The sequence below is a fragment of the Phytohabitans rumicis genome (assembly GCF_011764445.1).
Taxonomy (GTDB): Bacteria; Actinomycetota; Actinomycetes; order Mycobacteriales; family Micromonosporaceae; genus Phytohabitans; species Phytohabitans rumicis.
Window position 1 is genome coordinate 7,870,342 of the sequence record NZ_BLPG01000001.1, and the last position, 13,712, is coordinate 7,884,053.

The following is a 13,712-nucleotide window of genomic DNA, read 5'->3' on the forward strand; positions in this document are numbered from 1 at the left end:
TGTTATCCGGGGCGGCCCCGGCCCGCCTCCATGTCGTGGAGTCTCTGCACGCGGCGAAGAAGACCGTGCTCGCCCTTGCCTGCGCCGGGCTCGCCCTGACAGCTGGCGCCTGCGCCGATCCGTCGACCGCCGGCGCCGCGGCGACCGGCTGGCGGTCGGCGGGCGCCTCGGAGTCTCCCGTCCCGAAGGCCGTGTCGGGCCTCGGATCCGCACCCACCACGGCGCCGGCGCGCAAACCCGTGGACGCGGGCATCGACCCGGGAGCCGACCCCGTCTTCGGCTCCGACCCGGACCTGGCCCGGACCGAAACCTACGCCTACCGGCACACCGAGCCGGGCGACCACGCGCTCCCGGCCGGCACGGTCACGCTTCGGTACGACGTGTCCACCGCCCTGGACACACCGCTGAAGGCGCTGCTGGACCGGGCTCGTGCCGATCTGGTCCAAGCCACCGGAGTCGCTGTCTACCTCGACGGTGGCCACGCGCTCAACGACGCCGACCTGGCGGCGATCCAGTCGCTGCACAAGCCGCCATCGCAGGGTGGGCAGGGGGCGACGAGGCCGACCCGCCTGTACGTCTACAACCTGAAGACGCTGGCGGGCGGAACGGAGTGCACGCCCACCTCGAGCCTCGCGTGCGCCGGCCAGACCGCGCGTGGTGGCCGGTCACCGTACCTGTGGCACAACGGCTGGTGGGACTCCTGGGTCAAGCACCTCACCCTGGACGACCTGGAAGAGGTCAAGGCGGGCGCCTTCAGCAACACCGGCTTCGAGTCGGTCAGCCTCAAGGCGGTCCGGTCGATCGGCCCGATGGGATTCGGGCACCGCCCGTACGCCAAGCTGAGCGTGCTCTACCTGCCGAGCGTCACGTACGTCGGCCCGGACGCGTTCCGCCGGAACCAGTACCTGACCAAGGTGAACCTGCCGCGGGCGACGAAGGTCGACGACTTCGCGTTCGACGACGCCTCCCGGCTGCGCTATTTCAACGCACCCCGGTTGCGGAGCATCGGCAGGAACGCGCTCAACGACAGCCACGCGCTGGTGTCGGTGAACCTGCCCAGCGTCGAGTACATCGGCATCAACTGCTTCGACCTCAACGGCAACGCCGAGGCGGGCACCGGCGTGCGCGTACTGCGGCTGCCGAAGCTGACGGTGCTGGACAAGAACGGACTCACCGGATTCGCGTCGCTGGTGCGGGTGTACGCGCCGTCGTTGACCACCGCATGGCACGACGCGATAACCCGCAATCCGAGCCTGGCGGCGGTCTACGTACCCGAAATGCGCAAGCTCGGTCCGCGCGCCTTTCGCGACAACCCCAACCTGCGCGAGGTCCGCTTCGGCGACCGGCCGCCGGCGCAGGACGCGGACGTCTTCGCCGGTGCGGACCCCGCGCGGCTGTCCATCTACCACAGCGGCGACGCCGCCAGTTGGGCCCGGTTCGTCCCGGCCGGCAACCCGACCGTCCCGGTCCTCAGGTACGGGGGATGAGCTTCTCGAAGAAGAATTCGTGCTTGAGGTACGAGGTGTCGTACTCGTGGCCCGGGTACGGCGGGATGAGCTGGGCGGCCTGAAACAGGCGCCAGCCGTCCAGCAGCGCGGCCAGACCGGTCGGATACGGCGGCTCGTCGCTGTCGCCGGTGGTCGGGCTGGCCTGGCCGGTGCCGTCGTAGCGGGCCCAGCCGACGACCGCCGAATCCAGCGCCGACGTGGTCAGGTAGAGCACCAGAACCTGCTGCCTCATGCGTTGCTCCCCACGGTCGGCCGGTTGCTCACCCGGGTCACCCAGTACTCGATGTCGAAGCCGTCATCGCCGGTCAGCGCGCGCCACAGCCGGATCCGGTTGTAGATCTCCAGGCGCCCCGTGGCGTGCTCGTACCAGGGGAAGTTGGTGCTCAATTCGGCGGCGATCCGCGGATCGGCCAGGTCGTCGGCGTTCCACAGCCGCACCTGGGGCACCGTGGGGTTGAACCGGATCTTGTACATGTACCGGCGGGTGCCGCTGTCGTTGCGCCGCCCGCCGTGCCAGATGCCGTGGTGCAGCAGCATCACGGTGCCGGCCGGGCAGGTGAGCCGGATCTGGCCGAGCAGGTTCTGGTAGCGGCCGGTGTCGCTCTCGTTGGTGCGGCGCAGGTGGCTGCCCGGCACGACGAGCGTCCCGCCCATGTCGGCGGTCACCTCCCGCGGGTAGTACATGAGCTGGACGTCGAAGGCGTCCGGGCGCACGTCGATGATGGCGTCGCCGTGCAGCGGCTGGGCGTTGCCCTCGTGTGGTTCCCGGACGTGCACGAAATGATGGTCCACAGTGGGCTCCGGTCCCACCAGGCTGCGCAGCGCGCCGGCGACCGCCGGGACCTCGACCAGTTGGCGGGCGAACGATCCCTCGGGAAAGGCGTCGGGCAGCGCGGTGCCGTACGGCACGGCCGGAAGGCCGGCGGACAGCACCTCGACGGCTTGCCGGTTCAGCGTGTCCGGAACGACGGCGTCCATGCGTAGGTAGCCGTGCGTCACGAAGCGCGCCATCTGAACGGAGGAGAGCAGGTGGCTACTGGTCAACATGCGTCGACCCTACGAACAGCTGGTGAGCCCGTCGTGGGTCCTAGTCAACCAGTGCTGGTAGATTTTCACCATCGATAGCGTGCTGATCCGGCTGGACGACCCGCCCGCGGTGGCCAACGTGGGCGTCGGCGTGCACGGGACGACCGGCCTGCGCGACGTGTTCGAGCTGCCCGACCTGTGGCAGCTGCACCTCTACGGCTACGCCGCCGAGCTGACCGTCGGGGACACGACGCACGCGATCCGGCCGGGCCGGGTGAGCCTGATTCCACCCGGCGCGCGGGTGGAGTACCGCTACCGCGGCCGGTCCGAGCACCTGTACGCGCACTTTTCCGCCCCCGGCAGGGCGCGCCGCGCGGCGTACCCGTGATGCAGGACGCCGGCGCGGAGGCCCGGCTGCTGTCCACCCTGCTGCACCAGGCGATCGCGGCCGGGCCCGGCGCCCCGGCCCGGGTGGTGGCCTGCGTGTGGACCGCCCTGTGGCAGGTGGCCGACCTCGGGGAGCGGGACGGGCAGCAGGGCGGGCACGCGGCGGTGTCGGCGGCCGTCGCGCACATCGAGGCGAATCTGGCCGCGCCGCTGACCGTGCCGGGCATCGCGCGGGTGGTCGGCGTCTCGCACAACCACCTCACCCGCCTGTTCCGCACCGAGACCGGCCACACGGTGGTCGGGTATCTGCGGCGCCGCCGGCTGGAACGGGCCCGGCACCTGCTGCGGGAGTCCACATTGTCCATCCCGGCGATCGCGGCGTCCGTGGGCATCGCCGACCTTCAGGCGTTCAACAAGGCATGCCGGCGCGAGCTGGGCGGCTCCCCGCGAGCGGTACGCGCCGGCGAGTGAGCCTTGCGTGGCCCTATACCTAGAACTACTATGCATTGTTGTTCTAGGTATGGCAGCCTAAGGGTATAGGAGTCGCGTGTACATCACCAAGGACCTGGTCGCGGCCTCGGCGACCCCACTCGTGCTGGGGATCCTCGCCGACGGTGAGAGCTACGGCTACGCGATCCTCAAGCAGGTCAACGACCTGTCCGGCGGGCAGCTGGAGTGGACCGACGGTCTGCTCTACCCGCTGCTGCACCGGCTGGAGCGGCTCGGCCACGTCGAGTCGGCCTGGGAGACCCCGCCCGGGGGCCGCCGCCGCAAGTACTACCGCATCACCGACCAGGGCCGGGCCGAGCTCGCCGAGCAGCGCCGCCAGTGGGCCACCGTCGTCGACGCCCTGCGTGGCGTCTGGAGCACGACCGAGTCCCTCAAGCCCAGCACGGCCATCAAGCCGATCACGGCGACACCGGCGTGGGGGACAGGGCGATGACCGTCGACAGCGACAACGATCTGGAGCGCCAGATCGCCGAGTGGCGGGCCTACATGCGCCGCCGCCGCCCACTGCACGACACCGACGCCGATGAGCTGGAAGACCACCTGCGCAGCCGCATCACCGAGCTGACGGAGGCGGGCCTGCAAGCGGATGAGGCGTTCCTCATCGCGGTCAAACGCATGGGCAGCCTCGATGAGGTGGCGCGCGAGTTCGCCCGCGAGCATTCCGAGCGGCTCTGGAAGCAGCTGGTGCTGCCCCGGGAGCCGGACGCGCCCACCGCCGCCCGGTCCCGGCGCGAGCTGCCCGTCATGGTGGCCTGTGCGATCGCCGCGGCGATCGCGATCAAGGTGCCGGCGCTGTTCGGGTTGGACATTTCGGACGACGAGGACGCGGAGTTCTACGTCCGAAACTTCAGCCTCTTCGTGCTGCCGGTGCTGGCCGCCTACTTCGCGTGGCAGCGCCGGGTCGGTCTTCGCGTCATCGGGGTGCTCGCGCTGCTGTTCGTGCTCGGCGCGGTCGCCGCGAACGCGTACGGGCTTGACGGTGACTCGCAAAGCTTTGTGCTCACGGCGATCCACCTGCCGCTCGCGCTGTGGCTGGTCGTCGGGGTCGCCTATGTCGGGGGTGAGTGGCGCTCGGACCGGCGGCGGATGGACTTCATCCGGTTCACCGGGGAGTGGCTGATCTACTTCAACCTCATCGCCACCGGGGGCGGCATCCTCCTCGCGTTCACGGCCGGCACGTTCAACGCCATCGGCCTCGACCCCGAGGAGTTCATCCAGTCGTGGCTGTTGCCGTGCGGCGTCGTGGCCGCGGTCATCGTGTCGGCCTGGCTGGTCGAGGCCAAGCAGAGCGTCATCGAAAACATGGCCCCGGTGTTGACCCGCGTCTTCACCCCGCTCTTCGCGGCCACCCTCCTGGCCTTCCTGGTCGCCTTCATGTGGACCAGCAACGGCATCGACGTCGACCGCGACGTGCTCATCATCTTCGACCTGCTGCTGGTCATCGTCCTGGGCCTGCTGCTGTACTCCATCTCCGCCCGCGACCCCGCGGCCCGGCCCAGCCTGTTCGACCACCTGCAGCTCGTGCTCGTCGTCACCGCCTTGGTCATCGACGTCATCGTGCTGCTGGCGATCACCGGCCGGATCAGCGAATGGGGCTTCACCCCCAACAAGAGCGCGGCGTTGGGTGAGAACGTCATCCTGCTCGCCAACCTGGCGTGGTCGGCATGGCTGTTCCTCGGCTTCGTGCGCGGCCGCGCGCCGTTCGCCCAGCTCGAACGCTGGCAGACCCGCTACGTGGTCGTGTACGCCGCCTGGGCCTGGCTGGTGGTCCTCGCATTCCCGTTCGTGTTCGACTTCGCCTGAGCTACCGCGACGTTCCCCTGTGGAGGGTGCGGGCCAGGCGGCGGACGGCCTCGTCCATGAGGTCGGGCGGGGCGGCGGCGTACGTGAGGCGGAGGTGCGGGGCGGGGGGTTCGGCGGCGTACCAGGGGCGGCCGGGGAAGACGACGACGCCGTCGGCGGCCGCGGCGGCGGCCAGCGCGACATCGTCGGTGCCGTCGGGGAGGCGGGTCCACAGGTGCAGGCCGCCGCGGGGGATCGCCGCTGGGATCAGTGCCGGCAGGTGCCGGCGCAGCGCGGCCAGGAGCGCCTCGCGCCGGGTGTGCAGCGCGGTGCGCAGGGCACGGCGGTGACGCGCCCAGGCCGGGGCGGTGACGAACTCCAGCGTGGCCTGCTGGAGCGGGCCGGCGACGAAGAAGTCGTCGAGCAGCCGGGCCGACCGCAGCCGGGCGCCGGCCGGTCCGCGGGCGCCGATCGCGGCGACGCGCAGCCCGGGAGCCGCCGACTTGGTCAGTGAACGCAGGTAGACGACGTGCCCGTCGGGGTCGTCGGCGGCCAGCGGTGGCGGAGCCTCCCCGTCGACGGTGAGGTCGCGGGCGTAGTCGTCCTCGATCAGGAACGCCCCGGCGTCGCGTACGGCGGCGGCGACCTGGGCCCGGCGGTGCCCGGCGAGCGTCGCGCCGTGCGGGTTGGCGTAGAGCGGCTGGCAGTAGAACAGCCGGGCGCCGGTGCGGGCGAACGCGGCGGCGAGCTGGTCGGGCAGTACGCCGTCGGCGTCGACCGGCACGGGCACCACCCGCAGCCCGGCCGCGCGGGCGGCGGCCAGCGCGCCCAGATAGGTGGGCGACTCGACGAGCAGGGCGTCGCCGGGCGCGGTGAGCGCGCGCAGCGCCGTCGAGAGCGCGGCCTGGCCGCCGGGGCAGATCACCATGTCGTCGGCGCGCAGCCCCGTACCGGCCTCGCGGGCGAACCAGGCACGCAGGTCCGCGCGCCCCTCGGTCGGCCCGCGCTGCCAGGACGCGGGCTGCCGGGCCGCGCGGGTGAGCGCGGCGCCGAGCGCGGCGGCCGGCTGCAGGTCCGCGTCCAGGTAGCCGCCGGACAGCGGGATCGCGCCTGCGGGCGGTAACGCCAGTAACGCCTGCAACTCGTCCTCGCCCGGGAGGCGAGGGCCGAGCGCCACGGTCTGCCAGGACAGGTCGGGCGCGCGCCGCTGGTGTGGCGGGGCGGCCACGAAGGTGCCCTTGCCGGGCCGGGCCTCGATCAGCCCGTCCGCAACCAGCTGCCGGATCGCCTCGGCGACGGTCACCGGAGACGCCTGGTGCCGGGTGGTCAGCTCGCGCACCGACGGCAGCCGCGTGCCGGGGTCCGCGACGGCCACGAGCCCGCGCAGATCTTGGATCACACGATCGGCTGCGTTACTGTTACCCATGACAGACCAGAGTAGCGCTACTGCCGGCGTCACGGTAACAGCGGATCGGGCCACCGGCCTCGCCCTCGGCGGGCTGGGCGTGCTCGCGTTCAGCATGTCGCTGCCCGCGACCCGCGTCGCCGTACAGCAGCTCGACCCGTGGTTCGTCGCGTTCGGCCGGGCCGTCGGCGCGGCGGCGCTGGCCTGGGCGTACGTGCGTTTCACCGGCGCGCCCCGGCCGACCCGCGACCAGTGGCGGCGGCTGTCCGTCGTCGCGCTCGGCGTCGTCGTCGGATTCCCGCTGTTCACCTCGCTGGCGCTGACCACCCAAACCTCGGCACACGGTGCGGTCGTCATCGCCGTGCTGCCCGCGATCACCGCCGTGCTCGCGGTGCTACGCGCCGGTGAGCGCCCGCCGGCGCTCTTCTGGGTCGCGAGCGCCGGCGGGCTGGTCGCGGTGCTCGCCTTCCTGGGCACCAGCGGCGCGGTCCGCGGCGCCTTGTCCACCGCCGACCTCTTCCTGCTCGCGGCGGTCGTCCTGTGCGGCCTGGGGTACGCCGAAGGCGGCGTGCTCGCCCGCGAACTGGGTGGCGCCCGCACGATCTGCTGGGCGTTGCTGCTCGCGCTGCCCGTCACCGCCCCTATCACGGTCGCCGCCGCGGTCGTCGATCCGCCGCACGCCGATGCCGGCGCCTGGGCGGGGTTCGGTTACGTCACCGCGGTCTCCATGTTCCTGGGCTTCTTCGCCTGGTACGCGGGACTGGCCCGGGGCGGCATCGCGCGGGTCGGCCAGGTCCAGCTCGCCCAGCCGGTGCTCACCCTGCTCTGGTCGGCGCTGCTGCTCGGCGAGACCGTCACCCCCGCCTCGATCGCGGCGGCGCTGGTGGTGCTGGCCTGCGTCGTACTCATCCAGCGCACCCGCAACAGCGTGCCGGCATTGCGCAGTGGGCGGCGTACGGGCGGTAAGGACTTTAAAGATTCATTAAGGTCGATTGCGTCCGACTGATCCACGTCCATAAGATCGGGCGCCGCGTCCGCTCTGACGGGAGACACGAAGACATGCGCCAACGACGACTGCGCGTCGTACTGCTCGCGGCCGCCGGTGCGGCCGCGGTAGCCGCCGGTACCACCGCGGCGGTGGTGGCGCACGCCGCCTCGACCGGCTGCTCGGTCAACTACCGAGTCGGCTCGCAGTGGAGCACCGGGTTCACCGCCAACGTCGCGATCACCAACCTCGGCGACCCGGTCAGCGCCTGGACGCTGCGCTGGTCCTACTCGGCCGGGCAGACGGTGACCCAGGCGTGGAACGCGTCGGTCTCGCAGAGCGGCAGCGCGGTCACGGTGAACAACGCGGCCTGGAACGGTGGCATAGCCACGAACGCCACCACCTCGTTCGGGCTCAACGGCACCTGGAACGCCGCCGGCAACCCCGCACCGGCGAGCTTCTCGCTGAACGGCGTGACCTGCACCGGGCAGGCCACCGCGACGTCGACCCCAGCCCGACGCCGACCGCCGCCCCCTCGCCGACCGCCGCACCGACCCCGACCGCCGCCACCTCCGCCTCCCCGACCGGCGCCCCCACCCCCACGGCGACCCCATCCGCACCGCCGACGGGGACTGCGCCCGACCGGCCGGCGCCGGGCCGGCGGTCACCGTCACCCAGGTCGACGTGGGCGTGCCCGTCACCGGCTACGGGCGGGAAGGCGACACCGAACCGCTGCCCGCGGCGATCGCGGCGACCCCGTCCGGCGGGTCCTGGCTGGCGTGGCTGGGCACCGACAGCCGGGTGTACCTGGGCAAGCTCGGCTGCGACGACCGGCTCGTCGGGACACCCACCAGCTTCGCGGGCATCGACCTGCAGGACGTACAGGCGGACAGCAACGGCGGCGTCCTGCTGCTCACCCGCCGGGGCGACTGCGGCGACGGACCGCTGTGCGGCGGCTCGTCCAGCCCGTGCAACACCATGCACATGATCCGCTTCGACAACTCCGGCCAGCTCGTGTGGGAACGGCAGGTCACCAACCTGAGCGACACCCGCACCGGGTACGACAACGGCGCCCGGTTCGTCTGGTGGTACCAGCACCACGGCCGGCTCGCGTCCGACGGCGCCAACTACGCGGCCTACTTCGGCGTCGCCATCACCGTCCAAAATGGAAACTGCGTCGACATCCATCAGGGCGACCGGATGCAGGTGGTCAACGCCGGCGGGGCGCTGGTCGCCGGACACCGGGACAGCTTCGAGGTGGGTTGCAGCCACAGCTGGGGTACGCGGATCGTGTGGGACCCCCGTACCAGCCGCTTCGCGATGGTCTGTGCCACCGACAACGCGTGCCGGATCGCGCAGCCAAACCCGTACCGTACGGTGGCCGCCGGCACCTGCGACGGCACCCTCTTCGGCGGCGACCTGGTGCTGGCGAGCACGTCGGGCTACTGGACCGCGTGGAGCCAGGGCGGCCAGGTGCGCCTCGAACACTTCACCACCGGCGCGTCCGACACCACCGTCAGCACCGCCGCCCGATCGAGCCATCCGCACCTGGTGAGCTACGGGACCGGCCGCATGCTGCTCACGTGGGAGTCGGGCACCGCGATGGCCGCGCAGGTGTACGACGCCGGCACCGGCACGGCCGTGGGCGCCCAGTTCACCATCGACGTGCGGGACCACGACTTCCAGGCATTCAAGGCGTACGCCGACGGCAGCGCCGCATACCCGGCGGCCGGCAGCACCAGTACGTCGATCCGGATCGCCCGGGTGATGCCCATTCCATGATCAAGGATGCCGTCGGGAGCGGTTCGTGCGATTATCGCACCATGGCGGTACGTGAGGAATGGGCTGGCATCGGCCAGCGGGTGCGTGAGGCTCGCTTGGCCGCGAAGCTCTCCCAGGACGAACTCGGCCGGCGGATCGGGCTGGACCGGACGATGATCGCCAAGATCGAAAGAGGGAGCCGGCGCATTGACGCCGTCGAGCTGGTCCGGCTGGGCGCGTGCCTCGACCTGCCGCTCGATCACTTCCTGTACGAACGTCCGGCCGTGTTGTCCCGGCGCACCGCCCTGCTTGAGGAGGAAGCCACGGAGGCCGGCCGTGAGTCGTTCCGGCTGGAAGCCGAACTGGTGAGTTGGCTTCGTGACGTCCGTCAAATGCAGACCCTCGGCGTGCTCGAGGCCCGCCCGATCCGCACCTACCCGGGAAAGATCGATTCGGACACCGCCGCGCGCCAGGCCGCCGGCTGGTTGCGCAGTCTGTTTGCGAATGGCGATGAACCCATCGAGTCGCTCATGAAGGCATGTCAGGACGCAGGGTTGTTCGTCGCTGTTGTCGACCTTCCCGGTGACGGGGCATCGGTCTTGGATGGCGATCTCGCCGTCGCCGTGGTGAGCAGGCTCGGCGATCCGGGCCGGCGGCGGGCGACCGCCGCGCACGAGTTGGGGCACCTTGTGCTCGGCGACGAATACTCAAGCGATCTGGGCGTGCACGCGTCGCGATCCGGTCGAGAGGCCATCATCGACGCGTTCGCGGCGGAGTTTCTCCTACCGTCCGCGGTGATCAGTGCGGCAGGCCAAGGGTTTGATCGAGACGCGCTGATCCGGCTTGCTTCCGCCTACCGCACATCGTGGTCCTTGGCGGTCCGGCAGGCGGTTCGCGCCGGCGTCCTCGGCCAAGAAGAGGCCGCGTCCTGGCTTCCGCAGACGCCCACCAGAGCCGAGCTTCTCGACGCCACCGGATGGACTCCCCAACCGGATCTGGAGTGGATTCGAGTACCCCCAGCTATGCGCACGCTGTCCTGGAAGCGCGTCGACGGCACCTGATCACAACGGCCCGCGCAGTTGAGCTGATGCGTGGTCAGATCGACGAGGCGGACTTTCCCCCGCTGAGTGATGAGGACATCGCGCCGTGACAGCCTCCGTCGCGCCGCGCTTGGTGTTCGACACGACCTGCCTCAGTCACTTCGCCCGCGCCGATCGGCTCGACGTACTTGGTGATCTTCTCGCGGACGCGGAGTCTTTCGTGCCGCATGTCGTCCGCGAGGAGATCCGTGATGGCAGCTCTGTCTACCCCGAGCTGACGCAGATTCTCAGCGTCGAATGGCTTCGGATCGTTTCTCTCGACACCCTGGATCGACTCCGGCTATTTGCTATCTGGAGCGGCCGGGTCGGTGCCGGTACCCGCAACCTTGGTGAGGCCAGCGTCCTGGCCGTGGCAGAGGAACTCGGTGGCGTGGCTTTGATCGACGAGCGCGACGCCACACGAGTCGGCCGCAAACACGGGATCGACGTACATGGCACGATCTGGCTCCTCGCGCGCGCCTGCCACAACGGGAAGCTCACCGAGGTCGGCGCCAGCAACCTGGTCGACGCTCTGGCGGCCACCGGAATGAGACTGCCCTGTACAGGAACCGAGTTTCCTCGGTACGCCAGCGACAATGGCCTTTTGTAGAGACTGGTTGAGGATTTCGTTCGCCGACTGAAAGTCTGCCGAAAAGGTTTTCAAGGACTGTACTGTCGTTGCATGAACGCTGAGCCCGACGTCCCCGCCTACCGGGCGCCCACGCTGACCGATGTCGCCAAGCTCGCCGGGGTGTCGGTGGCGACCGCGTCCAAGGCCATCAACGGCCGGGACGAGGTCAAGGCGGCGACGCGGGAACGGGTGCTGAAGGCCGCGGAGTTGCTCTCGTTCGCGCCGAACGCCCTCGCGCAGGGGCTGCTGCGGGGGCGCACCGGCACGGTGGGGCTGCTGACGAGCGACCTGGAGGGGCGCTTCTCGATTCCCATCCTGATGGGCGCGGAGGACGCGTCCGGGGCGGGGCAGGTCTCGGTCTTCCTGTGCGACGCGCGCGGCGACGCGATCCGGGAGGTGTACCACGTACGGGCGCTGCTGTCCCGGCGCGTCGACGGTCTGATCGTCGTGGGGTCGCGCACCGATCCCCGGCCGCCGCTGGCCGGCACCATCCCCGTGCCGGTCGTGTACGTCTACGCCCCGTCCGCGAACCCGGACGACATTTCGATAACGGTCGACAACGTGGGCGGCGGGCGGCTCGCCGTCGAGCATCTGCTGGCGTGCGGCCGGCGCAACATCGCCCACATCACCGGCGAGTCCAGCTACAAGGCGGCCCGGGACCGCGCCGACGGTGCGGTGGCCGCGCTCGCCGACGTGGGCCTGAGCATGCTCGGCGGCAAGCCGTACTACGGGTCGTGGCACGAGACCTGGGGCCGGGCCGCGGCGCATATCGTCGTCGAGCAACACCCCGAGGTCGACGCGGTTTTCTGCGGCAGCGACCAGATCGCCCGGGGTGTCCTGGAGACGCTGCGCGACCTCGGGCGCGACGTGCCGGGCGCCATATCGGTGATCGGCTTCGACAACTGGGAGGCCGTGGCCGCGCACTCCCGACCGCGCCTGACCAGCATCGACATGAACCTCGAACGCCTCGGCGCGGCCGCCAGCCAACACCTCTTCGCGGCCATCGACGGTGGTGTCCCGCCCACCTCGGAGCAGTTTCCGGGTCGCGTCGTAATGCGTGATTCGACCGCGCCCAACAGGTGAGACCCCTACACCCGGGTCGAAATCCACGGTTGACACGGCCGTAACAGGCGACCAGAATCCCCGAAAAGGTTTTCGGAAGCGGCGCAGGGCGGTGAGCCGGGACGGGCGCACTGGCGATCCGTCATGCCCTCCTGCGTGCCTCCTCATCGAGCAGAACGAATTGACGGCCTGATAAGACCTAGGAGGACAATCAATGAGCCGAACCCTGGGCAGACGCACCGCCCTGCGTTCACTGGCCGGCGTCCTGGTGGCCACGCTGACACTCGCCGTGGCAGCGTGTGGAGACGACGACGCCACCGGCACGGACGCGGCCGCGGCCGGGCCCAACGGCACCGACGACGGCAGCCAGCTCACCCTGTGGACCCGCGCCCCGCTGGAGAAGCAGGCGAAGCTCCTCGTCGACGCCTACAACGCCAGCCACAAGAACCAGGTCAGCCTGACCGTGGTACCGAACGACGACTACGTCGCGAAGGTGGGTGCGGCGGCCGGCTCGGGTGGCCTGCCGGACCTGTTCGCCGCGGACATCGTCTACGTGCCGAACTGGGTGAGCCAGGGCCTGTTCCAGGACCTCAGCTCGAACATCAACGGCCTCAGCTTCAAGGACCAGATCAACAAGGGGCATCTCTCGGCCGGCACGCTCGACGGCAAGCCGCACGTGCTGCCCTTCGTGCTCGACCTGTCGATGCTGTTCTGGAACAAGCAGCTCTTCAAGGACGCCGGGCTGGATCCGGAGAAGGCCCCGGCGACCCTCGACGAGTACGCCGCCGCGGCCAAGAAGATCCAGGGCTGAAGAAGCCCGGCGTCTACGGCACGGCGACCGGCCTGAACTGCGGCGGATGCCTGGTCTTCACCTGGTTCCCGTCCATCTGGGCCAGCGGTGGCGAGGTGATGAGCGCGGACGGCAAGCAGTCCGAGTTGGCCGGTGACACCGCCCAGAAGGTCTACAACACCTGGAACGACATGTGGAAGTCCGGCGCCGTGCTGCCCTCCTCGAAGACCGAGGCGGGTCCGACCTGGACCGCCGCGTTCACCGAGGGCAAGGTCGGTCTGATGTTCTACCCGGCGACGCTGCTCTCCTCGACCCCCTTCGAGGCTGGTGTGGCCGGCATTCCTGGCCCCAGCGGGGGCGCCTCCACCTTCGTCGGTGGGGACGGCATCGGTGTCTCGAAGGACTCGAAGAAGGCGGCCCAGGCTTGGAACTTCCTCAGCTGGATGATGTCCGAGGAGGCCCAGGTCGAGGTGCTGGCGAAGAACAAGGACGTGGTGTCTCGCGCCGACTTCGCCAACAACAAGTACGCCGCGGCGGATCCGCGGCTGGTCACCATCAACGAGGTGGCCGGCAAGGGTGACACCCCGGTCGCGCTCAACTTCCAGCAGGCGTTCAACGCGCCGAACAGCCCGTGGCTGACGCTGGTGCGCAACCAGGTGCTGGAAGGAAAGAGCGGCGATCTGCAGAAGGACAACGAAGAAATCACCGCTGTCCTCAAGCAGTAAATGTCCGCGTGGGCGTGTACCGGCAGACCGTCTACCTCAGGCCGGTACACGCCCGCTCCAC

The 13,712-nt window shown here is 70.4% G+C and carries 15 protein-coding genes and 1 pseudogene; 13 read left to right on the top strand and 3 right to left on the bottom strand.

Annotated elements, in window-relative coordinates:
• The first annotated feature begins 35 nt into the window (after positions 1-35).
• On the top strand, positions 36-1,487 hold the full coding sequence (locus Prum_RS35715) for a leucine-rich repeat protein (RefSeq protein WP_173080818.1): 1,452 nt from the start codon (positions 36-38) through the stop codon (positions 1,485-1,487).
• Here the strand turns inward: Prum_RS35715 and Prum_RS35720 are convergent.
• The gene (locus Prum_RS35720; RefSeq protein ID WP_173080820.1) at positions 1,471-1,740 is read right to left on the bottom strand and encodes a hypothetical protein; all 270 of its coding nucleotides are present in this window, start codon (positions 1,738-1,740) and stop codon (positions 1,471-1,473) included. The genes Prum_RS35715 and Prum_RS35720 overlap by 17 nt on opposite strands.
• Positions 1,737-2,555 (bottom strand): phytanoyl-CoA dioxygenase family protein, encoded by an 819-nt coding sequence (locus tag Prum_RS35725; RefSeq protein WP_173080822.1) that lies wholly within the window; start codon positions 2,553-2,555, stop codon positions 1,737-1,739. Before Prum_RS35725 ends, Prum_RS35720 begins: the two co-directional genes overlap by 4 nt.
• A gap of 79 nt (positions 2,556-2,634) precedes the next feature.
• Between Prum_RS35725 and Prum_RS49980 the strand changes: the two genes are divergently transcribed.
• The 4 genes from Prum_RS49980 (at position 2,635) to Prum_RS35740 (ending at position 5,234) form a co-directional block, all read left to right on the top strand.
• Entirely contained in the window at positions 2,635-2,922 is a 288-nt protein-coding gene (locus Prum_RS49980) for a hypothetical protein (protein ID WP_218577503.1), read from the top strand.
• A complete protein-coding gene (locus Prum_RS49985; protein WP_218577504.1) occupies positions 2,922-3,392 on the top strand; it encodes a helix-turn-helix domain-containing protein in 471 nt (156 codons plus the stop codon). The genes Prum_RS49980 and Prum_RS49985 overlap by 1 nt, the downstream gene beginning before the upstream one ends.
• Positions 3,393-3,468: 76 nt before the next feature.
• A complete protein-coding gene (locus tag Prum_RS35735; protein WP_173080824.1) occupies positions 3,469-3,864 on the top strand; it encodes a PadR family transcriptional regulator in 396 nt (131 codons plus the stop codon).
• Positions 3,861-5,234 carry a permease prefix domain 1-containing protein gene (locus tag Prum_RS35740; protein ID WP_173080826.1) on the top strand — a complete coding sequence of 458 codons (1,374 nt, stop codon included), beginning with the start codon at positions 3,861-3,863 and terminating at the stop codon, positions 5,232-5,234. Before Prum_RS35735 ends, Prum_RS35740 begins: the two co-directional genes overlap by 4 nt.
• Position 5,235: 1 nt before the next feature.
• Here Prum_RS35740 and Prum_RS35745 read toward each other — a convergent pair whose 3' ends face one another.
• Complete coding sequence (locus Prum_RS35745; RefSeq protein WP_173080828.1) at positions 5,236-6,639, bottom strand: aminotransferase-like domain-containing protein; 1,404 nt, start codon at positions 6,637-6,639, stop codon at positions 5,236-5,238.
• Between Prum_RS35745 and Prum_RS35750 the strand changes: the two genes are divergently transcribed.
• From Prum_RS35750 to Prum_RS54045, 8 genes and pseudogenes are all read left to right on the top strand, one after another.
• Positions 6,638-7,624: a DMT family transporter gene (locus Prum_RS35750; protein ID WP_173080830.1), complete on the top strand. Its 987-nt coding sequence runs from the start codon at positions 6,638-6,640 to the stop codon at positions 7,622-7,624. The two genes, Prum_RS35745 and Prum_RS35750, sit on opposite strands and share 2 nt — an antisense overlap.
• A 53-nt stretch (positions 7,625-7,677) precedes the next feature.
• Positions 7,678-8,025, top strand: a pseudogene (locus tag Prum_RS35755) (cellulose binding domain-containing protein); the annotation flags it as partial.
• Between the two features lie 262 nt (positions 8,026-8,287).
• Complete coding sequence (locus tag Prum_RS35760) at positions 8,288-9,385, top strand: hypothetical protein (protein ID WP_178132675.1); 1,098 nt, start codon at positions 8,288-8,290, stop codon at positions 9,383-9,385.
• A 41-nt stretch (positions 9,386-9,426) separates the two neighbouring features.
• Positions 9,427-10,425, top strand: coding sequence for a helix-turn-helix domain-containing protein (locus tag Prum_RS35765; RefSeq protein WP_503826946.1), 999 nt, complete (start codon positions 9,427-9,429; stop codon positions 10,423-10,425).
• Between the two features lie 85 nt (positions 10,426-10,510).
• On the top strand, positions 10,511-11,053 hold the full coding sequence (locus Prum_RS35770; protein ID WP_173080832.1) for a PIN domain-containing protein: 543 nt from the start codon (positions 10,511-10,513) through the stop codon (positions 11,051-11,053).
• Between the two features lie 72 nt (positions 11,054-11,125).
• Positions 11,126-12,157, top strand: a complete 1,032-nt coding sequence (locus Prum_RS35775; protein WP_173080834.1) for a LacI family DNA-binding transcriptional regulator — start codon at positions 11,126-11,128, stop codon at positions 12,155-12,157.
• A 193-nt stretch (positions 12,158-12,350) separates the two neighbouring features.
• A complete protein-coding gene (locus Prum_RS54040; protein WP_281369077.1) occupies positions 12,351-12,947 on the top strand; it encodes an ABC transporter substrate-binding protein in 597 nt (198 codons plus the stop codon).
• 98 nt (positions 12,948-13,045) lie between these two features.
• A complete protein-coding gene (locus Prum_RS54045) occupies positions 13,046-13,651 on the top strand; it encodes an extracellular solute-binding protein (protein ID WP_281369078.1) in 606 nt (201 codons plus the stop codon).
• The last annotated feature ends 61 nt before the right edge of the window (positions 13,652-13,712 follow it).